The 24,063-nt window shown below is 44.9% G+C and carries 19 protein-coding genes; 7 read left to right on the top strand and 12 right to left on the bottom strand.

From position 1 onward, the window contains the following. Positions 1 to 175 precede the first annotated feature (175 nt). Complete coding sequence (locus ACXABW_RS22175) at positions 176 to 1,486, top strand: alpha/beta fold hydrolase (protein ID WP_457525569.1); 1,311 nt, start codon at positions 176 to 178, stop codon at positions 1,484 to 1,486. Between the two features lie 63 nt (positions 1,487 to 1,549). On the opposite strand, the gene ACXABW_RS22170 is transcribed toward ACXABW_RS22175, so the two are convergent. After that, the gene (locus ACXABW_RS22170; RefSeq protein ID WP_457525568.1) at positions 1,550 to 2,158 is read right to left on the bottom strand and encodes a TetR/AcrR family transcriptional regulator; all 609 of its coding nucleotides are present in this window, start codon (positions 2,156 to 2,158) and stop codon (positions 1,550 to 1,552) included. 190 nt (positions 2,159 to 2,348) lie between these two features. On the opposite strand from ACXABW_RS22170, the gene ACXABW_RS22165 reads away from it, so the two are divergent. The 5 genes from ACXABW_RS22165 to ACXABW_RS22145 all read left to right on the top strand — a co-directional run bounded on the left by ACXABW_RS22165 (position 2,349) and on the right by ACXABW_RS22145 (position 7,890). Then, positions 2,349 to 3,218, top strand: coding sequence for a TonB-dependent receptor (locus ACXABW_RS22165; RefSeq protein ID WP_252033110.1), 870 nt, complete (start codon positions 2,349 to 2,351; stop codon positions 3,216 to 3,218). A gap of 8 nt (positions 3,219 to 3,226) precedes the next feature. After that, positions 3,227 to 4,342, top strand: coding sequence for a BamA/TamA family outer membrane protein (locus tag ACXABW_RS22160; RefSeq protein WP_457525567.1), 1,116 nt, complete (start codon positions 3,227 to 3,229; stop codon positions 4,340 to 4,342). A 26-nt stretch (positions 4,343 to 4,368) separates the two neighbouring features. Next, positions 4,369 to 5,445, top strand: a complete 1,077-nt coding sequence (locus ACXABW_RS22155) for a DUF4056 domain-containing protein (protein WP_457525566.1) — start codon at positions 4,369 to 4,371, stop codon at positions 5,443 to 5,445. A gap of 189 nt (positions 5,446 to 5,634) precedes the next feature. Continuing rightward, complete coding sequence (locus ACXABW_RS22150; protein WP_265689078.1) at positions 5,635 to 6,240, top strand: YitT family protein; 606 nt, start codon at positions 5,635 to 5,637, stop codon at positions 6,238 to 6,240. Between the two features lie 351 nt (positions 6,241 to 6,591). Continuing rightward, complete coding sequence (locus tag ACXABW_RS22145) at positions 6,592 to 7,890, top strand: dicarboxylate/amino acid:cation symporter (RefSeq protein ID WP_252033106.1); 1,299 nt, start codon at positions 6,592 to 6,594, stop codon at positions 7,888 to 7,890. 62 nt (positions 7,891 to 7,952) lie between these two features. On the opposite strand, the gene ACXABW_RS22140 is transcribed toward ACXABW_RS22145, so the two are convergent. The 8 genes from ACXABW_RS22140 to ACXABW_RS22105 form a co-directional block, all read right to left on the bottom strand. Beyond that, positions 7,953 to 8,153 (bottom strand): DUF1289 domain-containing protein, encoded by a 201-nt coding sequence (locus tag ACXABW_RS22140; RefSeq protein WP_457525565.1) that lies wholly within the window; start codon positions 8,151 to 8,153, stop codon positions 7,953 to 7,955. Between the two features lie 135 nt (positions 8,154 to 8,288). Then, positions 8,289 to 10,244, bottom strand: a complete 1,956-nt coding sequence (locus ACXABW_RS22135; RefSeq protein WP_457525564.1) for a methyl-accepting chemotaxis protein — start codon at positions 10,242 to 10,244, stop codon at positions 8,289 to 8,291. 482 nt (positions 10,245 to 10,726) lie between these two features. Then, positions 10,727 to 12,460 (bottom strand): EAL domain-containing protein, encoded by a 1,734-nt coding sequence (locus ACXABW_RS22130; RefSeq protein ID WP_457525563.1) that lies wholly within the window; start codon positions 12,458 to 12,460, stop codon positions 10,727 to 10,729. A gap of 378 nt (positions 12,461 to 12,838) precedes the next feature. Continuing rightward, entirely contained in the window at positions 12,839 to 14,788 is a 1,950-nt protein-coding gene (locus ACXABW_RS22125; RefSeq protein WP_252033102.1) for a methyl-accepting chemotaxis protein, read from the bottom strand. 261 nt (positions 14,789 to 15,049) lie between these two features. Then, positions 15,050 to 16,786, bottom strand: a complete 1,737-nt coding sequence (locus tag ACXABW_RS22120) for an EAL domain-containing protein (RefSeq protein WP_457525562.1) — start codon at positions 16,784 to 16,786, stop codon at positions 15,050 to 15,052. 614 nt (positions 16,787 to 17,400) lie between these two features. After that, a complete protein-coding gene (locus tag ACXABW_RS22115) occupies positions 17,401 to 18,525 on the bottom strand; it encodes a M20 family metallopeptidase (RefSeq protein WP_457525561.1) in 1,125 nt (374 codons plus the stop codon). A 9-nt stretch (positions 18,526 to 18,534) separates the two neighbouring features. Continuing rightward, on the bottom strand, positions 18,535 to 19,002 hold the full coding sequence (locus ACXABW_RS22110; protein ID WP_252033096.1) for a YjiG family protein: 468 nt from the start codon (positions 19,000 to 19,002) through the stop codon (positions 18,535 to 18,537). Continuing rightward, on the bottom strand, positions 19,002 to 19,739 hold the full coding sequence (locus tag ACXABW_RS22105) for a nucleoside recognition domain-containing protein (protein ID WP_252033094.1): 738 nt from the start codon (positions 19,737 to 19,739) through the stop codon (positions 19,002 to 19,004). The genes ACXABW_RS22110 and ACXABW_RS22105 overlap by 1 nt, the downstream gene beginning before the upstream one ends. Positions 19,740 to 20,056: 317 nt before the next feature. Here ACXABW_RS22105 and nhaD point away from each other — a divergent pair, with 317 nt between their 5' ends. Beyond that, positions 20,057 to 21,496 (top strand): sodium:proton antiporter NhaD, encoded by a 1,440-nt coding sequence (gene nhaD, locus ACXABW_RS22100; protein WP_457525560.1) that lies wholly within the window; start codon positions 20,057 to 20,059, stop codon positions 21,494 to 21,496. Positions 21,497 to 21,620: 124 nt separating this feature from the next. On the opposite strand, the gene ACXABW_RS22095 is transcribed toward nhaD, so the two are convergent. Genes ACXABW_RS22095 through ACXABW_RS22085 form a run of 3 tightly spaced genes read right to left on the bottom strand, consistent with a single transcriptional unit; the run spans position 21,621 to position 23,843 of the window. Next, entirely contained in the window at positions 21,621 to 21,992 is a 372-nt protein-coding gene (locus ACXABW_RS22095; protein ID WP_252033090.1) for a hypothetical protein, read from the bottom strand. A 16-nt stretch (positions 21,993 to 22,008) separates the two neighbouring features. Then, positions 22,009 to 22,485: a methylated-DNA--[protein]-cysteine S-methyltransferase gene (locus ACXABW_RS22090; protein WP_252033088.1), complete on the bottom strand. Its 477-nt coding sequence runs from the start codon at positions 22,483 to 22,485 to the stop codon at positions 22,009 to 22,011. After that, positions 22,485 to 23,843: an AlkA N-terminal domain-containing protein gene (locus ACXABW_RS22085; protein ID WP_457525559.1), complete on the bottom strand. Its 1,359-nt coding sequence runs from the start codon at positions 23,841 to 23,843 to the stop codon at positions 22,485 to 22,487. Before ACXABW_RS22085 ends, ACXABW_RS22090 begins: the two co-directional genes overlap by 1 nt. Positions 23,844 to 24,063: the final 220 nt, after the last annotated feature.

Raw genomic sequence — 24,063 nt, 5'->3', positions numbered from 1 at the left:
GTGCAAACCGTCAGAACGAAAAACCACGTGTCTTTTGAATCATTTTCAAAAAATAATTGAAAATGAATCGCGGGAACAAATTCGCGAAGATTTACACTCTTAGCATTCCCAATTAACCAGAATTCAGCCAAGATAGGAGCCCTACCTCTAGCCGTACTCCAAAGGGATTTCAGTCATGACTCACGCTGCCCAATCATTTGTTGATAAAGGGATTAAATACACACCACATTACTTTGATGTGCCACTCAACCACCAAGAGCAAAACGCGACTCGACTGACAATCTTTGCACGCGAGGTGAGCCTTGCGTCTGACACAGATAGCGAAAAGCCTTGGTTAGTTTATTTTCAAGGTGGGCCAGGTTTTCCATCACCAAGGCCAAACGGCACTTCAGGTTGGTTAAACCGAGCGTTGCAAGATTACCGAGTGTTGCTGCTCGATCAGCGTGGTACTGGCAACAGTAGCGTTATCTCTCATCAAACGCTGGCCTCTATGACCTCAGAGCAGCAAGCTGAATACCTAAGTCACTTCAGGTCTGATAATATTGTTCGTGATGCCGAGATAATTCGTCAGCAGTTAGGTGTCGAAAAGTGGGCAATCTTAGGCCAAAGCTTTGGTGGTTTCTGTTCCATCACTTACCTATCTATGTTCCCTCAAAGCCTATTGCGCTCATACATCACCGGTGGTGTACCATCAACCACTCGCCATGCCGATGACGTTTATCAAGCAACCTTTGCACGGACTTTAGAGAAGAACCAAGCATTCTTTGCCCAATTCCCTCAAGCACAAGCGCTTTGCCAAAAGATTGCTACTCACCTGGTTAATAACGTCGAGCCGCTACCCAATGGCCAGCGCTTTACCGCAGAACAGTTCCAGCAATTGGGTATTAATTTCGGCATGAGCGATACCTTCTTACCTATGTACTATTCACTGGAAAATGCATTTGTCAAAGTGGATGGAAAGGAAGTGCTGCGTTATGAGTTTCTTAACGAGATGCTGGCTCAGCAGTCTTTTCAAACTAACCCTATCTACGCGATTTTGCACGAATCGATTTATTGCCAAAATACGGCTTCTAATTGGTCGGCACATCGCGTTCGTCAGCAACACGATCAGTTCAATTATGAGCCGGGTAAACCCTTTTTGTTTACCGGCGAAATGGTCTTCCCGTGGATGTTTGAGCAATATGAATGCTTAAAGCCTCTGCAAACCGCGGCGCAAATGTTAGCTGAGAAGTCCGACTGGACACCGCTCTACAATGATGAAGTGCTCGCAACGAATACTGTGCCGGTTAGCTGCGCGGTGTACGCCGATGATATGTTTGTTGAAATGGATATCAGCCGTGAAACACTGAAGAAGATCCCGAACTCAAAAGCATGGATCACCAATGAATATGAGCACAATGGGGTAAGAGCCGATGGAGAGCGGATTCTCGATAAGCTTATCGAAATGGGTGATCAAACGGCTGCAAACCTAATGGCGCAACAGTAATCATCTAGATAATTGCGGCTCATTGTGTCGTCAAAAATCATAAGCCTCGCCATGCGGGGCTTTTTATTTCCCGCTAGACACTTGGTAGCCCGCTAAAAACAATTGAATGATGTCATCAAGCAGAGCACTTCTCACTTCTGGCTCTGCAACCGGCGTATTAGACACCAACTGCGGCCACAAAAAATGCCCCTGGTATAGACACATCAGCATTTTAGTCATTTTCGCAGCATCACCTTCTATCAACTTACCGTCTTTTATGGCTGCTTGGATCCACTTTTCTAGCTCATCATCCCGTCGGTGGATTAAGCGCAAATACTCTTGGGCAAGCTCAGGCTCACGAATAAACTCGCTGATCAGCATTCTTGCGAGAGGCATACCAAACTCTTCATAAAGTGCATCGAGCTTAACTTCCATATGACGTTTGAGCTGACTCGCTAATGGCTCTGCTGAGTCATAATTGAGTATGAGCTTGTCGCGAAAGCTGTGGACAATGTGGCTCATTGCTTCAATAAACAAGGTCTGCTTATTTTCGAAGTGGCGATACAAAGTACGCTTCGACACTCCGGCCTGCTCGCATAACCTGTCCATATTCGCCGCTACATAGCCATGCTCTACGAATTCCTGTTGAGCCGCTTCCATTATGGCTAAGCGCTTTTTTTCACTCACTTTCATCTTTTTGCCGCCAACGTCGTCTTATCTGGTGGGCAAGAGTAGTCCATTCATTTCAAAAAGTACACTTTCGAGTTTACTTTTTGAAATTCAGGAGTAAGATGGCCGCGCTGATCAAAGTGGATCAGTGGGTGTTTGCTCCTAGGGCAAACGTATTACCGATGACAACTTGTCACCATTGATGAAGACATAAATGAAGCGTCCGCTATATTCCTTACTGCTTTCCCTGTTGGTTTCACCTTCAGTATTTGCCAGCTCTTTTTCTCTACCAATTTGGAAAGAAAAAGCTGAAGCACTCGGCTACGAGTTACCTAAGCCAATCGGCTTTAACATCAGCTACATGAGCATGGAACAGGGAATCAGTGTTGACTCAATTATGTTGAAAGGACTCGACATTCCAGGCCTCGCACTGGATGCCCAAGACGGAACCCAAAAAACAGAAGTGGTGTCATTTCGTGCCGATGTCTGGCTGTTTCCGTTTCTGAACGTTTACGCTCTGTTTGGGATCCTTGAAGGCTATTCTCAAACCGATGTAGATGCGTCGTTAACCATGAACATTCCACCACTGTTTCCAGGTGGAAAACCGCATGAATATACCGTAAATGGTACGATCAACGATTTCCGCCTTGATTTAGATGGCTACACCAAGGGTGTCGGCTTTGTTCTAGCTGGAGGGTACGGCAACTGGTTCGGGTTAGTCGATGCCAGCTACACCCAAAGTGATTTAACCATTATCGACGGCCAGATCGATGCCATTGTGGTATCACCACGTGTGGGGTATGACTTTAATACCCACGATGTACCGCTACGAGTTTGGGTAGGTGCAATGTACCAAGATGTTGAACAACATCTTTCTGGTAGTGTCGCAGATCTTGGTTTACCGCCTGGGCTTGCTGGGATTGTTCCAAGTGATGCTCGTTTTGAAGTCACCCAACATCTCACCACTCCGTGGAACCCATTGGTTGGTATGCAATATCAAATCAATAAGGATTGGTATTTACTCGGAGAAGCTGGATTCGGTGATCGCCAGAGTATTTTCTTCTCCATTGACCGTCGATTCTAAGCACCACTATGACACGTTTTACGATAGCGATATTGTCCGCAGCACTGACTCTGCCAGCAATGGCAGAAGAACCTCAGTCTTGGTTGGACAAGATGTTGATCGCACTGGGTTCAAGTGATGAAGTGGATCATTCCAAAGCCATTGATTGGGGAGTCCTGCCCGGCCCTTTCTTCAATCCTGAACAAGGGTTAGGTATTGGGGTTGCCGCAGTGGGTTTATATACCCCTTATGACTGGAATCCAACCACCCCGTATTCGACCTTAACGATCAGTTCTTACGGCTCGACATCGGGCTCGTATGGTTTGGTCGCCAATAACCGGACTTATTTAAATAACGATAAAGTTCGCCTGCTTGTAGAAGGCGGATTGAGCCATTCACCGGGCTACTATTGGGGTGTAGGAAGAGCTCAGGCAGAGGATGAATCCAATAAAACTGAATACGATGTGCAGCGTTTCAGCTTAGCTCCAAAGGTTGCATTGGAAGTTCTTCCCGAAACTTACTTAATGGCTGGCTGGAACTACCAACACTTCTCAGCACTCGACGCCGATCCTGGGGCGTTTACGCCCAATGATTTGGAACAAAGCCAGATCAGTGGGCCAACAGTCGCACTCGGCTACGATAGTCGAGATTTTGAACCTAACCCAAGGAAAGGTTCCTACTTGAGTGTTGAGTGGAGTGACTTCAACCAACGCTATGGTGGTGACTATGACTTCACTCAGCTAACCCTGAATGCTCGCCAATATTGGTCGCTCAACAGCGCCAGCATTATTGCATGGGATCTTTATAGCCAGCGCGCTGAAGGCGACATCCCATGGTATGGCTACTCTCAGCTCGGTGATGACAAGCGCATGCGCGGTTATTACCAAGGGCAATACCGAGATGAAAATCAGATTTCGACTCAAGTAGAGCTGCGCCACAGCTTTAATGAAAGGCACGGCATGGTCGCGTGGGTGGGAGCAGGTAATATCGCGCCTGAATATAATCAACTTTTTGATGACACATGGTTACCCACTTTAGGCGTAGGCTATCGGTTCGCCTTTAAAGCCCGCATCAACGTCCGCGTCGATCTGGGTATTGGTAAAGACAGCGCTGGCTTCTATTTCAATATTAATGAAGCATTTTAAGAGGACTTGATCTAATGAAGTTTCGAATGACACGTACACTCTCACTGCTTACTGTACTACTTGGTTTATCAACGCAAGCATTTGCGCTCGAAGCCCCAGTAGGTGTGAGGCCATGCTGCGCTTTCGGCAAAGACCTCAAAGCCAAATTAGTGGGCGTACCGGTACCATTCTTTTCATTAGGCAATACGCTTGATGCCGATGATATTGGCGATCATAAATACAACGATGGCAGCAGTTCAGTATCCGCAAGTTTGCTGGGGATGGCCGATGAGAAAAACGGTTTAATCTTCACAGAAGAAGGTGGCTTCATCGATACTGCCCATGTGCGTGATACGGCCGATTACACTTACTACCTGTTCCATCAGAATCAGCAGCAATTCGGCCAAGATCATTACATTGAACTGCCCGATGAACTGAGAACTCGTCGGATTCAGTGGCATGCTCATGAAAATAGCCAATTGACCGCACAACAACGATTGAAGATGGAAGTGCAGTCAGCATCGTTGATTGCCTTTAGGCTGGCGCAATGGCACGAGATAGCACAATGGTTCGGCATGATCTCTGTGGGTGGCTTTGATGAACTGGCCTCTGCGTTTTCTTCCGAGGACTTGTACTCCAACATGTTAGGCGCTCAGTTGGCGAGCGCTATCTTGCTCGATAACCCTAACCTTTCCAGTTCGGAGTTCGCTGAAAGGATGGATGACGCCTTCGCACAGGCACTAAACAACCTCAAGGCTCAACCGAAATCCGTCACCGATGAGAAAATTGAGCAGCTTGACGGCAAGTGGTGGGACAGCAGTAAGCGCTTACCTAACAAATGGGCCGTTCTGTTCCGAGACTATCGCTTTGGCTTGACGCTGACCCCCAATTACTCAGGTTCAAGCCATGAGTTAAGCTTACCTTCGCAGTTTGATAATGGTGATGACATAGAGCAGTGGGTAAGCCTAGAGCTACACAAAAGCGACCTAGAAAAACACTTCGAGGCACTACCGGACAACAAAAAACAACAAGAGGTTTGGTACACCGACGACTTCCGACCGCTGGCAGATTTTGCCAAGCAAGCCGACGAAGCCGAATACCAGCAGATACTCGAAGGCAAGTAACGCTCGAACACACGCAAGGTGGTAGCCGACCTACCACCTTGTAAAGATAACTTAACAACCCATCGCCATACAGAATCCCCCCCAAACCTCGACATCATCGAGTGAAAACTCCATCTTATGCTCCGTTTTGCTAAGTGAGAAAATTATCGCTTAGCGTTTTGTATTACTTCTAGGATGGAGGTCTTTTGTATGGACGATAACCATACTTTACGGGAAAACATGCTAGCACTGATTTTAGGCAGTGCTTTGGTGTCGTTGGGCGTAATCTTTTTTAACCAAGTCGGTTTACTGACGGGGGGCACGGCGGGATTAGCGATTTTCCTAACCAAGACCACTTCGTTTAGCTTCGGACAAATCTTTTTCGCGCTGAATCTTCCCTTCTATATATTGTCGGTGACCCGAATGGGATGGCGCTTTACCATCAACACATTTGTGGCCGTCACTATTGTCTCGCTCGCGGTGGATCATCTTTACCACGTGATTCAAATATCGAGCATTAACCCTTTCTATGCAGCGGCATTGGGTGGTGGTTTAATCGGCATGGGAATGCTGGTGATCTTCAGACACAAAATGAGCCTTGGCGGATTCAATATTCTCGCTCTATTTCTACAGGAACGCTTTGGTATTCGCGCCGGTAAAGTGCAAATGGCGCTCGACTGCAGCATTGTTATCATGTCGCTGTTTATCGTTAACATTGAGTTGATCTTGCTGTCGGTACTGGGCGCTGTGGTCACCAACCTCATTCTAGCGATGAACCACAAGCCTGGTCGCTACCAACCTCAAGTCGCTTCTTAATCAACCGCTTAACCTATTCGGCTGATGACTTTACGAACACCCAAGTGAATAAAAACTGACTATTTATTCACTTGGTGCTTATCTTCGTCTTGATATGCACATGATTTCTCATGTGATAATAATCTCAGTTATTGTAAATAATTAAAATTTAATCTGTTAAACATATGGTTATCTAGATGCAATAACTAATAAACAGTGTTAATGAGTGGTTAAATAAAATTAAAAACTAGTGATTGCGATCACATCTATAAACCAGAACCAAGGATTTTACTTCTTTAATTTCTTGTTCCCCTGCTAATCTCCGGCTCGCTTCGAAACGATGTCGAAGTGAATAATAAAAGGAGTGTTCTAGTGAATACCAAGAAACCTAAGTCTCTAACTGCTCGCGTTATCGCCGGTATGTTAGCGGGTATTTTGACGGGATTTGTTATCCAATTTCTGTTCGCAGATAACGCGTTCATTAACGACTACATTGTTAATGGTTTATTTGAGGTTGGCGGTAAAATTTTTGTAGCCAGCTTGATGATGCTTGTTGTCCCTCTAGTGTTCGTATCGCTAGTGTGTGGTACCAGCTCACTAAAGGATTTATCTACACTAGGCCGTATGGGTGGTAAAACCCTAGCGTTCTACGTAATCACTACTGCAGTTGCTATTACCCTAGCACTTACAATGGGTACTGTATTCCAGCCAGGTGCTGGTGCTGATTTAACAGCTGCAAGTTCTTTCCAATCTGCTGAAGCGCCATCTTTGGGTCAGGTGATCATTAACATGTTCCCAACCAACCCAATCAACGCAATGGCAGAAGGTAAAACACTTCAGATCATCGTTTTCGCCGTACTATTCGGTATCGCGATCAGCCTGTCTGGCAAAGCGGGCGAGCGTATCGCATCACTATTTAATGATCTAAACGAAGTGATCATGAAGTTAGTTACGCTGCTGATGTACGTTGCACCATACGGTGTATTCTGTTTGATGGCGAAACTATTCACTGGCCTAGGCTTAAGTGCGATTCTAAACCTAGCAGGCTACTTCGCGGTACTTGCTGGTACGCTGATCATCCACGGCCTTGTGACTTACAGCATCATGCTTAAGAGCTTCACTGGTCTAAACCCAATGATCTTCCTACGTAAGATGAAAGACGCAATCATGTTCGCGTTCTCAACGGCTTCTTCTAACGCAACCATTCCAGTTTCAATGGAAACCGTTAAGAACCGTATGGGCGTTGAAAACCGCGTATCATCTTTCACTGTACCACTTGGCGCAACCATCAACATGGATGGTACTGCGATCATGCAAGGTGTAGCGACAGCGTTCATCGCACAAGCATTCAACATCGACCTAACCATGGGTGACTACCTAATGGTTATCCTAACTGCAACTCTAGCGTCAATTGGTACTGCTGGTGTTCCAGGTGTGGGTCTAATCATGCTAGCAATGGTACTAAACCAAGTCGGTCTACCGCTTGAAGGTATCGCACTAATCATGGGGGTTGACCGTCTTCTAGACATGATTCGTACTGCAGTTAACATCACTGGTGACTGTGCAGTAACGGTTATCGTTGCTAAATCTGAAGGTGCACTGGACGAAAGCAAGTTTGCAGACCCAGCAGCTGGCAAGAAAGAAGAAGAAGTTCAACTTTCTCACGCCTAACGCGCACAACCAGTAGTAAAAATACCAAGCCCCGATGCTGCCGTTGCATCGGGGCTTTTTGTTTATCTCAAGCTCTTTCTTTGTTGGCACTCTGCAAGCACCTGGCGCTTCTGCAACTCCGACAGGCTATTCCAATTCAAGATCTGCTCTAGGGTACGAAAACACCCGACACAGACATCTTTATCGTCTAGACAGCAGTGCCGGATACATGGACATTCCACCAATTCAAGATCTCGATCCTTGCTAGTTTGACCGTTCTTCATCCTTTACCTGCCCGTCGTATACATACCAGCGCACCACACTTAACAGCGCTAGCACTGACATAAGTATACTAAAAAGCACTGGGGCCGAGAGAGCACCCAGTGCAAAACAGAGGAGAGATAAAAAGCTGAAACTAACTAGCTATTAGCTTCAAGTTTGAAGAACTGCAGTTGATGACTTTGGTTCTCGGACAATTGCGATAAGTATGAAGCAGCTTCGGCGCTCTGAGTCACACCCGTCGCATTTTGAGCGATGGCTGAATCAATCGACGCAATATTTTCATTCATTGAAGTGATCGCACGACTTTGTTCATCTGCTGCTGCAGACATTTCGCTGTTATTCATCGAAATGTGTGCTACCTCATCCGATATGGTTGAAAGTTGTGCACTAGTCTGTTTATTGATATCGGAAGTCACCACAACTTTTTCAACACAGCGATCGACAGAAGACATCATATCTTTCGCTCTCACTTGCAGTGTATTGACCAAGTCTTGGATAGAGCCTGTACTTTCAGAAGTTTTCTGCGCTAGAACACGAACCTCATCGGCTACCACTGCAAATCCACGGCCACTTTCACCAGCACGTGCAGCTTCAATCGCAGCGTTAAGTGCAAGCAAATTGGTTTGCTCTGCAATATTCTCAATCATGTTTACGAAGCTCGACACGTTGTTTGACAGCTCTTCTAAGCTCGAAGCGACATTCGATGTTTCCTGTAGCTCGGTACAAAGTTCATCGGATAGCTGTACACCATTCTGAGCAGATTCTACGCCTTGGTTCGTAATATCAATCACTGCTTTGGCATTTTGATCCGCTGAAGCCGCAGATGCTGCAACCTGAGTCGAGCTGGTCGCTAGTTCAGTAATAGCAGACGCTATCAACTCAACCTGAGCACGCTGTTCATTAGCATTGGCTTCCAACTCAGTCATTACTGACGCGAGCTCTGTCGCAGAGGAAGATACCTCAGTGCCCACATTACGCAAGTTGCCTACCGTGCTGTTCAGAGAGTCAATTGTGCTATCTGTATTTTTACATAATGAGCCGATTTCGTTGGTCGCATCAACATTAACTTTGCTATACAGCTCCCCTCGAGAGACGGATTCAATCACCACTTGTAAGCTAGTTAAGTTTGCTTTAATGCGGCTGGCACACAGCACACCACCTAAAGCCGCTAACATAGAGGCCACAAGTACCGCAATCATCAACATAGACTGCGTGTCACTAATCAGCACTAGGCTTTGCTCTGACGCTAAGCCTGCTCGTTCATCGGCTTGGCTCGATAACTTGCTGACACTTTGGCGCAGCGACAACCCGAGAGCAGCAAGTTGTTCTTCTTGACTAAAAATCTGACGGTTAATATTGTTAATTCTACCAACCGCAGCTAAGTAGTCCTTGAGCACATTACTAATGTTCTGTTCTACAATCGGGTTATCAAGGTCAACGATAATTTTACCCAAATTAGCTAATGCATTATCTAGCTTCTCTTGGCTTTCCGGGTTATATATCTTCATCAACTCACCAAAGTACGTTTGCGCTTGAGTTGATTGGATAAATAACTGCTCTTTAGCCGAAAACCATTCTTGTCTGTCGTATTCGGTTAAGGTGCTATTCGATAAAACCATCGCATCTGTTTCGTTGATTTTCTCGTAAATCCATGGCAGCGACGAATACTCACGCTCGACTTCCGTTTTTAAACTGTGAATCTCTTTCATCTGCTTTTCATAAGCGACAACACCATTCTCAATGCTTTTGACTTGGCTATCAGCATCACCATTGAACACAGGAGAAGTTCTAACGCTTGAGAAACGCTGGGCAAGTTGTTCTTGGTGGCCAACCAGTTCCGAATAAAAATCATCCCATTGCTTATCACCAGCCAGCACCTGGTTTGCAGCCATTCGGATACGCCACACAATTCTTTCGGCTTCTTGTATGTAAGATGAATATTCAACGGTGTCCGAAGACAGTTGTGAATTATTTAAAGTATCACTTAGCTTATTATTTGAAAATGCTACTGCTATAACGAATAACACGATAGCTAAACCTACAGGTGCAAGTACCTGATACAAAATAGGTATATTTTGAAACTTAAACTTCATGACGACACATCCATGATTAAATTGTTATATATTATCTATAGCCACAGGTAGAATATTGCGACTATTTATTAAATCTCTGATTTCAGTACAACTAATGTATATATACTTTATTGGTTCAGTCTTAATTGATATTGATTTCAACAGCGTTAATACTTGATGAATCTTTATTTCTATATCGAGTAACAGCGTAATGTCGAGCTCTATACCGTTTCTTTCTTCCTCTATCAGTCTAGCGATTCTCCTCTTACAGACATCTAGGTTAAACATCGCAGTGAGCACGTCCTCGGGGTAATCTCCTCTAAACCCATTCACGTAAGACTCGGCTTGCAAGCATTGGGGGCAAGTTGAAGAACCCGCAGTCTCATCTAATGCATTGTTGCACTTCACGCATGCATTTCGACTGTTAGTGTCTTTTGCTTCCAACCCTTCGAATAAAAAATCAAAATTCACTAATGGTCGCCTCCTAAGTTGGTACCTAAGTGTTATTCCTCGCTATATAGATACCCCTGTTGATAGATATATCCTAATCGAGACAAAAAGTTCTTTTGCCTAGTGGTTTCTACTCCCTCTTGAATTATTTTTGAATCGGACACATAACCAATATTCGAGAGATTAATTAAAATTTCTTTAGCCGAAATATCATTCTCTATATCAGTAAGAAACTCTTTATCAATCTTTAAGTAATTAGGCTGAACTTTCTTAACCACTTCAACATTATTGTTCCCAGTGCCAAAATCATCTAGCGCAATAATAAACCCTGTCACTTTAAGGTATCGAATGTTCTCTATAATCTCTTGTGTGTATGGCACGGTCGAGTTTTCAGTGATCTCTAACGTCACTTCGTTCGCTTCTAGCCTACTCAAAAACTGTTCAAGTAAATCAAAGTCATCTCCCTGCAAGGTTATGGGACACAGATTGATTCCATAATTATTACTTGCTCCGCTTTGCTGAGCCGCTTCAATCGCTTTAATCGTCGAGATGGTATGGAAAGTTACCAACTGAGATTGTCGAAGATGGTTAATGTATTCAAGCGGAGAGCCTCGCTTCACTCTCGTGAGGATCTCATAATAAACCGGATGACTTTTCTCTGTATCCATGATGACTTCTAACTTGTATCGCAGCCCAATCCAAGTTGTCGCAAAATGAGCAAAACGATACAGGTTTTTCATGTAGAACAGGCAAGTTAGTAGTGCTAGTAAGCCTAACCATTCATAGACAATGCCATCACTGTAATAGACGATCTCAGCGCCTTCTCTAAAATTTTGTGAGTACACTTGAAACTGGCCAGGTTCCCCTGTCGACAACAGTTTCCCTAATTCAGTATTGATGTGCACAGAGTCAACCAAGAACGGCAGCAGCGTATTACCATAACGACTTTCAATCGATTGTCTGGATATTCGAGCATAAAACTCGGCGCCTTGCCCATTGGTTCTCGATGTGTATACAAACTGAGGTAAACTCAGCAAGCGTTCTAATTCAGCTTCGCTATCAATACTTCTCATGCTTTCTCGATCGATTAAGCAGCTGTTTCCATTTTTTATCAGGATCGCAGAGTCCAAATTCAACGACTGACTCAAAACTGCGACATTCTGAGTATCATCACACCCATAATCCATGATTTCATGCGCTATGTAATTGGTGTTCCCTTTGTATTTATGAAGGATTGAGCTGATATGCGAAATCTGAAGTATATACAGAATGCAAAGTAACACTGACGATAACACCACCATCTTGGCACCTTTGTTCAAGATGCTTAGGTGATAGAGCCTTATGAACAAATCCAGCATCGCGCCAGTACTCAACTTATAATTATTAATGTCAAAATTGAGCTGTTTGTTCTTGGATATACTATCCACTACATCAATGTTGATGTAGTAGCCTTTCTTAAATACATTGTTGATAAACTCTTTCGGGCCATCGATGTCATGGCTATCAGTGATAAGTTTGTATTTTCTTCGAATAGACGCGATGGTGTTTTTTAGGCTATACAGGCCAAACTCATCCGAAAACTCACGTTGATAAGCAAGCTCGATGTCTCTTGCAGCAGAAGGCGCATCCGAGGACGAATATTTGGCAAGATATTCAAGAACAAAACGTTCTTTGTCGTTAAGATAAAACTCCATTGTTTTACTTTCTTCATCTACGCCATATAATAGGTTTCCGTTAAGTACCAATTTGTAAGATGAGCTGCCCCCTAAGCTAAATAAGTACAACATAGCGGCCCCCCACAAATCGCTCACGCTTGGACGTAATCATTTACAACCCCCAATACATCCAACAAAAAAATGATTCATCGCTAAAACATGTATGATTGTTTTGTAATTTTTAGCTTTTATTTGATCATTTTTTGACATAAGCCAGACGTAACAGCTAACCAAACTTTGTTACAACATGTTATCTAGCACATTTAATTGACATTTTTATCTGATGCATGGGGTCGTGAGCAACCTAAAAATTAGATTTATCCAATTAAATATATGATTATCCAAGTGGAAAACTCTATCCGAGTATTAATTTCAATTCTGGAGGAGACTCGAGGGAGTGCAGAGGATATGAAAAGCCCAGAGCGAACTCTGGGCTTTTGAGAAAGGAGCTTAGGAAGCTTTAAGTTTGAAAAAATCAAGTTGCTGGCTCTGACCTTCTGACAACTCAGATAGGTATGCAGCCGCTTCAGCACTTTGCGTTACACCAGTCGCGTTTTGTGCAATCGCTTCATCAATGGTGGCAATGTTTTCGTTCATTGAAGAAATTGCGCGGCTTTGCTCATCCGCTGCTGACGACATTTCGCTGTTGTTCATAGAGATATGAGCAACTTCATCTGAAATGGTGGCAAGCTGGCTGCTGGTTTGGCGGTTAATTTCTGCTGTGGCTTCTACTTTCGTTACACAACGGTCAACGGATTGAATCATATCTTTGGCACGCAGTTGCAGCGTATCTACAAGCTCTTGGATTGATCCTGTGCTTTCCGACGTTTTCTGAGCCAGGACACGAACTTCATCAGCAACCACGGCAAAACCGCGACCGCTTTCTCCAGCACGTGCAGCTTCAATCGCAGCGTTAAGTGCAAGCAAGTTGGTTTGTTCTGCAACGTTCTCAATCATACTAACAAAGCTCGACACGTTGTTTGAAAGCTCATCAAGGCTAGAGGCTACATCAGAGGTTTGCTGAAGCTCCTGGCACAGCTCATCGGATAAATGCACACCATTTTGTGCAGACTCAACACCTTGGTTGGTAATTGCGATAACAGCTTTAGCATTTTGATCAGCAGACGACGCAGACGCCGCAACCTGAGTTGAACTGGTCGCTAATTCGGTAATTGCTGATGCGATTAGCTCAACTTGGGAACGCTGCTCTACTGCATTCGCTTCCAGCTCTGTCATTACCGAAGCAAGCTCAGTCGCTGAAGAGGACACTTCAGTTCCCACATTACGCAGGTTACCTACCGTACTGTTCAGAGAATCAATCGTGGAGTTAGTGTTTTGGCATAGCTGGCCAATTTCATTGTCAGAATCACTGGTCGACTTCTTGAACAGCTCACCACGAGATACAGCTTGAATCACTACTTGTAGCTCAGACACCGTTGATTTGATGCTCGATGCACAAATGTATCCCACAAACGCTGCTGCAATTGATGAAGCAACAAGCGCAACAATCAGCGTGGTCGATGTTTCACCGATAAGCACCAAGCTCTCGTCTGACGCAGCTTCTGCATTTTCGTTGGCATATGCTGCAAGCTCAGAAATATGCTGACGAATCGATTGACCGACTTCTACCGCATTTTGAGTCACATTGTAGAGCTCATCATTAATGTCATTCACTTCGCGAACTGCATCGGTGTATTCCGAGTAGGTAACACCAATGTTTTCATCAACAATTGAGTTGTCCAGATCATCGATAATAGTTGCAAAGCTTGCCATTGCAACACGCAAATCTTCACGGCTTTCAGGGTTGTAAGATTGCATCAGTTCAGCGAAGTAGGTCTGAACTTTAGTTGATGCAACGAACAGTTCTGCACGCGCTTGGCGCCATGCGTTCTTTTCATCTGCTGCTTGTTCGCTTGCCAGTACCAACTCGTTAGTGTTGTTGATTTTCTCGTAAATCCAAGGCAGCGATGCGTATTCCTTTTCTGACTCAGCTTTCAGTTTCGAAGCTTTCACCATCATTGCTCGATAGCTCGCAAACTCTCTTTCAATCGACTCTAGCTGACCTTTGGCATAATCACTAAATACAGAAGAGTTACGGATACTGTCGAACAATGAGTCGAGCTGCTGCGTATATTTGTCTTGCTCAGCAAAGAAATTATCCCACGCTCTTTGGCCAATCAGCGCTTCATAAGCTGCGCGACGGTATCGCTGCACAACGCGTTCAGAGCGTTGCATGTAGTTAGCGTAGCTTACTGTATCAGCAGAAAGCTGGGAGTTTTCAGAGGTCAGGTTTAGCTTACTCTGCGTAAAGCCAATCGCGATAATAAAAGACACGATGGCTAAAATAACCGGTGCAAGAACTTGATAAAGTATTGGCAAGTTTTGAAATCTAAATTTCATTGTATGTATCCATTAACGTATATTCTGGAAATGATTAGGCACAACTCAGCCCTCCCTGCTACGTATGGATAATTCAATTACCCGCAGCAAGGAAATCAGCAAATTGGTATGTGTTATTAATTTAATAATCGAGAAGTATTAAACAGCTCAATTAATTTAGGGAACTAAATCCATTTAAGGTGTGGCTGGGAATATTCCTCTACTACTCGGGTCAATATATATTCGAACTAAGTCTTGCTAGCACAGTAATAACCACATTGATTATTCATCGCTATATAAGTAGCCCTGTTGATAATGAAAACCTATTTTATCGATTATTCTTTTCTGCCCTACTCGCGCCACGCCTTCTTGAATGACTTTGACATTAGAAGATTTACTAATAGTGGCAATATTCATTAAAAAGCCTTTCACATCGTCACAGGTTTCTATTCCGTCGAGAAACTCTTTACCGAGCTTAACGTAATGTGGCTTCACTTTTCGGATGAGTTCCAAGTTACTACTCCCCGTTCCAAAATCATCTAAAGCAACAGTGAAGCCCAGCGCTCTGAGTTGGCTTAGGTTATCCAGCATCTCTTGGGATAGCTCTATGCTTGAATACTCTACAATCTCAATTGTCAGGCTTTGATCACCTAACTTTTGTAAACTTTTTAATAGGTACGGATAGTCACTTTTAGTCAAAGAACTCGGGCACAGGTTAATCCCATAATGATGGGAATCATCCTCTTGCCTAGTTCTGGCAATTTGCTTGATTAACATCACGCTGTGCAACGTCACCAGATTGTGCCGCCTTATAAACTCAATGTACTCCTTGGTTTCTAGGGCATTGACTCTGGTTAGTAGTTCGTAATACACCACATGGTTAGTACTGGCATCAACGATGGCCTCTAACTTCACGTACAAACGTCGCCAGTATCCAAGGAACTGAACCAATGGAATGAGTGACCTAATAGACAATAATAAAAATGCTGCCATTAGTACGATGAGCCACTCCACCAGTATGTCATCACTGTAATACTGGACTTCAATCCCGCCACCGATTTCATTCGAGTAAACTTCTATGCTGTCCTGCACACTACCAGAGGTGAAGATGTAACCAGAGTCACTCTTCAACACAATGACATCCAGCAGATAGCGAACCAGCAAGTTACCAAACTTAATTTCGGTCACCGACTTTGGCACTCGCGCATAAGCGTAATCGCCATCCTCGCCAGCGAACCGCCCATAGATAAACTGCGGATGGGACAGCAGCTCATCTATCTCTGTTTGGTCTGTAAGCTGCCTGACTTCGTCTTTATCAATCACACATGCATACTCGGGCGCGACCACAACCGCAGAATCCAAGTTAATGCTCTGGTTAATTCGCTGGATTGAAGGTTCAACTTCACAGCGACTATCCAAAATATCCGACATTATCGCTTTGGTTCTCGACACGCTCATATCAAGGGCCGAGTTTAAATACGATATATTGAGCGCGTACAAACTGCCGACAAACATCACTGACAACATCAAGGCAACAAGCCCACGCTGACACAGGCTCTTGCCATGCAGTTGCAAATAACCGCCCAACACATCGGCTAGCGCTGGCTTGTCACGATTGATATCCGGAGTGATCACCGTATATTCGCTTTCGTTACTCACGCCATCAAAACTGGTGTAATACCCTTTTTTGAATACGTTGGTAATAAACTCTTTTGAGCAACTTTCATTACTACTATCAATCAGTGTTTTGTATTTCTTTCGAACAGCAGCAATCGTGTTCTTTAGGCTGTACAAGCCAAATTCTTTACCAAACTCACTTCGATACGCGGCTTCTATATCGCGAGCTGTCTTAGGCGACTCAGGCGAAGAGTTTTTCGCTAAATAGTTGAGTACGAACCTTTCCTTTGAGCTTAATAGTTGCTCTTTGGTTTTCTTTTTTCCGCGGCTGATGTATAGCGTGCTGCCGTTAAACACTAACTTGCAAACGTGACTACAGTCCAAATAGATCAGGTGTAGCATTTGATCCTCATTTACCTTTTACAGGTTTCTTTTTTGTCTGTTTTTATCCCTGCAAATAATTATAGATTCGCTTGCCAATTGGTTGTTTTTTCGCGTTTAACAACGATATAGCGAGAGCCATATACGTTAAGCTCAAACACTATCCAATTGATCTGGTCTCAACAACTAAAAACTTGGCTGGATTATTGATGACACTAAGTATCCTTATTGAAGTGAATAGATTATAGCCAATTTAGCTTTATTGATATTTGCAATAACAGGTTAGGAGTAACCATGTAAATGCATGATAAATAATAGTTTTACCAATAGTGCAACTGATTATCTAATCATCAAAAAAACTCAATTAATGCACCACTACTCCTTCGTACTCGAAAACTCTAAAGTTGTTCAAGTTATCTAATTGTAAGGCATGTCAGAGAATAGTCAGAACTGACCATCGCGGCAATGTCACTGCGCAGGGCAAATCCCCTTCAACCTCATCATGATGGAGGGGCGAAACTTTAGATAAATAAATCAACATCCGCAAAGACAAAAGTGGGTGTGTTTTGAACAAAAAAAACCAGCAACTTTCGTTACTGGTTCTCAGGTTAACCTATGACTCTATGGTCACTCTGCTACTTGGCGAGTTTTTCCATCACGCGCATCAGCAACTTAATGCGAGGTTCAATGGACTCAAGTAGCAGGTATTCTTCGTCACTATGGAATCCCGCACCAATCGGCCCTAATCCATCGAGTGTCGGCACACCTAATATGGCAGTATTATTAGCATCTGAGCCACCGCCCACTTCTTTCCAATTGATATCAATCTCGAGCTCTTGGGCAGATTCTTCCACTAGCGACATTAGCGCAAGAGTCTGACCATTTGGCACCATTGACGGTTTATACGCTTCTCTCTCTAGCTCAATCGATACACCCTCAACATGGGGTTGTATGGCCAACGCATTGAACTGAGTATCAATATCGTCATACTCGTTATTGTTCCAAAAGCGAACATCAACTATGGCCTCGGCTAACTCAGGAACGATATTCGCACCCGCCCCACCCGATACCACGCCAACATTTAATGTCGTGCCAGACTCAAAGTTAGTCATCGTGTTAATGGCTAATATCCAATTCGCCATTTCCGTGATAGCACTTCGGCCATTTTGCGGTTCGTTCCCCGCATGAGCAGCCTTACCGTTAAAGGTCAGCTTATAACGAGCCATACCTTTACGTGCTTTAACCAGTCCACCATCTGCGCGTGCTGCTTCTGCAACCAGCACATTCTTGGCCTGTTTCGCGACAGATTGTAGCCAGTCGACAGAATCAAGCGAGCCCGTCTCTTCATCTGGATTCATGCAAATGCAGATCGACAACTTATCGATAACTTCTGGGTTGAGATTGCGCAATGCATATACGACGTTCAGTAATCCAGATTTCATGTCAGATACACCTGGCCCATAGGCTTTGGTATCGTCAGTGGTCATAGGACGCTTAGCGACCGTTCCTTTCGGGAAAACCGTATCCATATGACCAATGAGCATGATGTCTATGACTTCTGCATCCGGCTTGTTACGCACTTCAAGGCCCACACCTGCTTTACCACAATCGATGCGTTTAACCTGCCAACCTTCCATCGCGGCATACTTGCTTTCGAACTGAGTGGCAATTGCCTCGATGCCTTCAAGCGTGTATGTACCACAATCAACATCAATTAGAGGGCGAAGCTCTTCGAGGTAATCATTGAGTGAAAAATTCATCGCGTTCCCTTATAGCAAAATGTTCATGACGAACATGGCACCGAAGGCATTCAGTACAGAAATACCGATCATGACTGGAATGTAACGACCTTCTGTACCAATTGGGCCCATAATACGCCCCATGTACTGAACCTGAGACCCCATAAGGTAAATAGCCGGAGCAAGAATTGCGATATGAGTACCGTTAAGAATGCCTTGGTCAAACAAGGTGATCACAACGCCTACCGCGCCGCCCATCGACATCCAAGCACCAATAAGTACCGCCGCCGCTTCACCCGGCAGACCAAATACCGCCATAATTGGAGAGAACACCGATCCCATCAGATCCAACGCACCTGTGATTTGCAGCGCTTTGATAATCACAAACGCCATCAATACATTTGGAACGGTTGATGTAGTGGCGATAACCCAGCCTTTTTTCGCACCTTCGACGAAGATGTCTGTCACCATTGGTTTTTTCGCTTTCACTTCACTCATTACGCTGTCTCCTCTTTCATGTTTTGTGGCTTGCCTTGCTGATCTTTATCTTCTTTGCCTTCAGTGATGTTTAAGTAGATGCGGAACAAGTTCGCGCCAACGAATTTGAAGATGAACATGATTGCTACGGCTAAGCCAATCGATGAAGTTACTGCTAGAGAACCATCAGCCATAGTCAACGTGAATAGCACTGCACCCGAAGAAAAGAAGTTCACGATAGTGGCTCCAGCGGTAAACTGGAACATAGTGAACACGTCGGTTTCGCGTTTGGTTAAATGCCCTTCGTCTTTGAGCTGACGTGTCATTGCTGCACCAGCATCGGTACTTTGAAGAGAAGCAATGAGTGCAAGGCCAGAGTTACCAGGAATACCCATTAGCGGGCGTAGTAGAGGAGTAAGTAGCTTACGCGCAGCATCAAGTGCACCGTAATGTTCAAGCACGTTAATCATGCCTAGCGCAAACATGACAGTTGGGATCAGCGTTAACGCAAAAATGAAGCCATCACGAGCGCCACTGCCGCCTTGGCCACGCAGTGATGTTGTCGCAGCATTGATGCCATCTGCTGTTTCCGTTACATCGTAAGCAACCTTACCGAACGAGCCATTAAGGGTGGTGAAGTCAAATACACCATACCACTCGCTCGATTGAAGTAAGCCAGAAAAGAAAACCACCGCAAACGCTAGAGCAATGTAACTGCCGAGCGTAACTTTGCGTCCTTGTTCAGTAGGACTTGTCATTATCTACCTCGATTTTTATGTGGAACAGAACACATAAGATACTCACCCGAAAGTGGTACCAGCGAGATGACCCAAATCAAGAACCTTACCGAACAGAATTGCCTAGCCAAATCAATTCGGGAATTTGTGATACTACCCCCAGAAGCCCATATAGCTCGGTACACAGGCTCTACCTTTCGGTAATAAATCGGCAGCACCCATGCTACAAAATGGTGACAAAAGTGGCGTCTAATCAACCATTTCCGAGCTGTATCACACCAAGCAAAGGTAGAACTCTTTACTATAGGTAGTCATTAGCAGCAAATGGAGTGCAGCAAATGAAAATCGGGCTTTATGGACTCGCCATTTTGGGCGTACTTTCCCCGCTACAGGCATTCGCCTCGCAATCAACATCGGGTTATCTGGATCTGACTCAATCAGGGATAGGCTACCTCTGCCTACTGATTTTTGGTTGTGCTTATACCTTGGTGATGCTTGAAGAATACTTACAACTTCGAAAATCAAAGCCCGTTTTGCTTGCAGCCGGGATCATATGGGCGATCATTGGTTACGTATATCAGCAACACGGTCAAATCGATTTAGCCAAGGCCGCGCTCGAACACAACTTACTCGAATACGCTAAACTGCTATTGTTCTTGCTGGTTGCGATGACGTACATCAGTGCGATGGAAGAACGCAGGTTGTTTGATGCGCTGCAAGCATGGATGACTGGCAAAGGCTTCAACTTTAAAACCTTATTTTGGCTCACCGGTATTCTCGCGTTTTTCATCTCTCCTATCGCAGATAACCTCACGACAGCATTACTGATGTGTGCCGTTGTGATGAAAGTGGCTGGCGACAATCCGCGCTTTATTAACCTCGCCTGTATCAACATAGTTATCGCCGCCAATGCAGGCGGTGCGTTCAGTCCTTTTGGTGATATTACTACTCTGATGGTTTGGCAAGCAGGCCATGTTTCATTCTCTGAGTTCATGCCGCTATTTTTACCGTCCGTGGTGAACTACGTTGTGCCTGCAGTGATCATGTCATGGTTCATTCCGAACCAAAAACCAGACACCATCCACCAGCATGTAGAGCTAAAACGCGGTGCAAGACGCATTGTCGGCTTGTTCATTCTTACCATTGCCACTGCAGTTGCGTTCCACGCCGTTCTGCACTTCCCACCAGTTATCGGGATGATGATGGGCCTTGCATATCTGCAGTTCTTTGGCTTCTTCCTTCGCCGCACGCTTAAACACTCTTTAGCGAAAAAAGCAGCCGCCGCTATTGCTAATCGCGATGACCACGCGCTGAAGCGCTTGGGCTCTGTAGTACCTTTCGATGTATTCCGCCGAGTATCCCATGCGGAGTGGGACACATTACTGTTCTTCTATGGCGTGGTTATGTGTGTCGGTGGCTTGAGCCTACTTGGCTATTTAGGCGTCATTTCAGAGATCATGTACACCCAATGGGATCCTATCTGGGCTAACGTTATGGTGGGTATCCTTTCGGCGATCGTCGATAACATCCCTGTGATGTTTGCCGTTTTAACCATGGAGCCTGCCATGGATATGGGTAACTGGCTATTGGTAACGCTAACTGCAGGCGTAGGTGGTAGCTTATTGTCAATCGGCTCTGCGGCTGGGGTAGCATTGATGGGAGCAGCGCATGGCAAGTACACTTTCTTTGGTCATTTGAAGTGGGCCCCTATTATCGGCTTGGGGTATGCTGCCAGTATCGCAGTCCACATGATGCTGAACGGACACCTGTTTAGTTAAACTAAGAATGCCGCAACTGAAACGCTTCAGTTGCGGCACTCTTATACCCGAAAGCCAATGGTTATACGCTAAAACCAAGTATTGTACCTAAATGGCATCAAAGCGCGGCGTCACCGATTCAAGTTCAAGGTGACTCTGAGATATACAGTTCCTTAACCCAAATATTCATCATATTGTACTTAGCACAAGCACTGCAGGTAAGAAGCTCTCCATTACCATGAATACGCATAACGAGATCTTCACGCTTTTCCTTGGAGTTATTGGCAAACTTGATCAGCACATGCCCATCGTCCACTCGATAGCTTCTGCTCACTAATACCCCGCGAGTTTCGAAACTGACGTAGCCATCTTTAAATGTCAGCGTGTCTTGATTGTACTGATTGGTATACAGCCCTGAGAATTCATACGTGTCTGCATCTGCGATCCTTTCAAGTTTTTCTCGATCGCACCCTTGTAACATCAATACCAGCACTGCAAAGATGAATCCTTTCACCATAGCTGTCCTCTTTAATTTACCTGGTATACCCTTCTAATTTTAGCAAAGCCGCTTTACGTTCAACGCCACCGGCGTATCCGGTCAGTTTACCCGACTTGCCTATCACTCGATGGCAGGGTACCACTACCGATATTGGGTTCTTACCATTGGCTAAACCAACCGCTCGTACGGCTTTAGGGTTACCAATTGCATTAGCCAGATCTTGGTAGCTCCATACCTCTCCGTAAGGAATAGTCGTTAACGCTTGCCATACCTTCATCTGGAAATCTGTCCCTTTCGCAGCAAGCGGTAACTCAAATTGCTTTCTGCTTCCCGAGAAGTACTCATCTAGCTGTGCAACAGCTTGGCTAAGTATAGGAAAACTCTCATCTCTTTGCCCTAATTGTTCCGGTTTTGTGGTGTGAATTTCGAACCAGACTCCCAATAAGCCTTGCTCGTTAGCTTGCACAGTCACGCATCCCATAGGGCTTTGATATTCAGTGTAGTAATTCATTAAAAATGACTCCAACAATGGAAGGTCGCATAGCTGCCCCAGGGAGCAACCGATGCTTTACTCAACTTAGGAAAGCGTTGCAGCGCTTTCTTCACAACTAAATCAGAATCTAAGAAACAATCAGGCTGGGACTGACCTCTAAGGCGTGCATAATTCACCGTCCAAGGGCCGATACCTTTGATGGCCAGCCACTCATTCGGGTCGGCATCTCTATTGTCGTTCATATAGAGAGCAAACCGTTGAAGCGTTTCCTTTCGGCTATTTGGCATGCGCAAAAAACTGAGATCAGCCGCCATCACCATCTCTGGAGTTGGAAACACTTTATGATTTGGGCACAGTGTTTGCGTCAATAAGTTCAACTGACCAATAGCGGCTTTAATTGAAACCTGCTGACCTAGTATGGCTCTCACGCCAGCCTCCCAACAATCCCACACTCCTGGAATTCTAAGGCCTGAATGCAACACAATATTGGCATCTAATTCTCGCAGTTGGCGTTCAATCAACGCACTGTCTGCATCTAAGTCAAACATGCGCCGTAGTTGAACCACTAAATTGCGCAACTGACGGATATCCTCTAATTCAAACTCTACCTTTAAGGTTTCTCCCTGCAATTCGGCCTGAAACCAACCTTTACTGCCATTTAAGACAAAAGACCTTTGGTAGCTGGTATCCGTTACCTGCTCAATCCCTTCCACGGCTCTCAGCCGATAAAACGCGAGCATTTGGTGCCAATTAAAAGGCGCACGCACTGCTAAACAGATTGAATTGGACGAACTCAGTTGACTGTCCGTTTTACGTACTTGGCTTGGGGTTAGCTTAAGATGCTTTTGAAACGCATCGTTAAACCGCCTAACGCTATTAAACCCGCACGCAAAAGCGATATCCCCCACCTTCATCGCACTGGAATGCAGCAGTTGTTTTGCAAACATCAACTGATGATACTGAGCATACTGCTTAGGCGACATACCCAAGTGAGATTGAAATAACTGACGAAGATAACGATCAGTGATCCCAAGCCTCTCAGCCAACATGGCGAGTGTGCCATTCTGAAGTGCGCCTTCTTCTATTAGGGTTACCGCTCTGGCAAACGTCGTTTCAACACCTTTCCACGCCCAAGAGCTAGGCGCACTGTCTGGACGACAACGTAAACAAGGTCGATAACCTGCTTGAAGTGCTTGAGCTTGGTTGGAGAAATACTCGACGTTCTCTTCTTTAGGCAAGTTAGCCGGGCAAATAGGGCGGCAGAATATACCAGTTGTTTTCACTGCAACGTAAAAGCGGCCATCGTAGTGGACATCGCGAGCCATACGCGCTTTTTGGCATTGCGACGGGCATAACACTGCGCTGGTCTCTCCCATTTTTTCACCCTTAAGCATCATCTTCCAATAGAGCTATCTTACTACACAGGTTACGGTGTTTTAGCCACTTTCGGAACTCTACCTTGCCTAAGCCACATAGAGTCCAAAAAAAATTTCTCGCGACCGGCTCTCCAAGCCACTCCTGTAACGCAATGAATCCCCAGCAATAATTACACAGCTCAACCAATATGTTTCAGCAAAACAGAATTAGAAAAATAAA

It is taken from the genome of Vibrio paucivorans, from assembly GCF_054053395.1.
The sequence above is the reverse complement of the archived record's forward strand: the minus strand, read 5'-3'. Positions and strand labels throughout refer to the sequence as shown.

What these genes read in the sequence shown, in the direction of transcription:
- ACXABW_RS22175 (WP_457525569.1), top strand. Translation starts at nt 176, where the DNA reads ATGACTCACGCTGCCCAATCATTTGTTGATAAAGGGATTAAATACACA.
- ACXABW_RS22170 (WP_457525568.1), bottom strand. Translation starts at nt 2,158, where the DNA reads ATGAAAGTGAGTGAAAAAAAGCGCTTAGCCATAATGGAAGCGGCTCAA.
- ACXABW_RS22165 (WP_252033110.1), top strand. Translation starts at nt 2,349, where the DNA reads ATGAAGCGTCCGCTATATTCCTTACTGCTTTCCCTGTTGGTTTCACCT.
- ACXABW_RS22160 (WP_457525567.1), top strand. Translation starts at nt 3,227, where the DNA reads ATGACACGTTTTACGATAGCGATATTGTCCGCAGCACTGACTCTGCCA.
- ACXABW_RS22155 (WP_457525566.1), top strand. Translation starts at nt 4,369, where the DNA reads ATGACACGTACACTCTCACTGCTTACTGTACTACTTGGTTTATCAACG.
- ACXABW_RS22150 (WP_265689078.1), top strand. Translation starts at nt 5,635, where the DNA reads ATGGACGATAACCATACTTTACGGGAAAACATGCTAGCACTGATTTTA.
- ACXABW_RS22140 (WP_457525565.1), bottom strand. Translation starts at nt 8,153, where the DNA reads ATGAAGAACGGTCAAACTAGCAAGGATCGAGATCTTGAATTGGTGGAA.
- ACXABW_RS22135 (WP_457525564.1), bottom strand. Translation starts at nt 10,244, where the DNA reads ATGAAGTTTAAGTTTCAAAATATACCTATTTTGTATCAGGTACTTGCA.
- ACXABW_RS22130 (WP_457525563.1), bottom strand. Translation starts at nt 12,460, where the DNA reads ATGTTGTACTTATTTAGCTTAGGGGGCAGCTCATCTTACAAATTGGTA.
- ACXABW_RS22125 (WP_252033102.1), bottom strand. Translation starts at nt 14,788, where the DNA reads ATGAAATTTAGATTTCAAAACTTGCCAATACTTTATCAAGTTCTTGCA.
- ACXABW_RS22120 (WP_457525562.1), bottom strand. Translation starts at nt 16,786, where the DNA reads ATGCTACACCTGATCTATTTGGACTGTAGTCACGTTTGCAAGTTAGTG.
- ACXABW_RS22115 (WP_457525561.1), bottom strand. Translation starts at nt 18,525, where the DNA reads ATGAATTTTTCACTCAATGATTACCTCGAAGAGCTTCGCCCTCTAATT.
- ACXABW_RS22110 (WP_252033096.1), bottom strand. Translation starts at nt 19,002, where the DNA reads ATGAGTGAAGTGAAAGCGAAAAAACCAATGGTGACAGACATCTTCGTC.
- ACXABW_RS22105 (WP_252033094.1), bottom strand. Translation starts at nt 19,739, where the DNA reads ATGACAAGTCCTACTGAACAAGGACGCAAAGTTACGCTCGGCAGTTAC.
- nhaD (WP_457525560.1), top strand. Translation starts at nt 20,057, where the DNA reads ATGAAAATCGGGCTTTATGGACTCGCCATTTTGGGCGTACTTTCCCCG.
- ACXABW_RS22095 (WP_252033090.1), bottom strand. Translation starts at nt 21,992, where the DNA reads ATGGTGAAAGGATTCATCTTTGCAGTGCTGGTATTGATGTTACAAGGG.
- ACXABW_RS22090 (WP_252033088.1), bottom strand. Translation starts at nt 22,485, where the DNA reads ATGAATTACTACACTGAATATCAAAGCCCTATGGGATGCGTGACTGTG.
- ACXABW_RS22085 (WP_457525559.1), bottom strand. Translation starts at nt 23,843, where the DNA reads ATGGGAGAGACCAGCGCAGTGTTATGCCCGTCGCAATGCCAAAAAGCG.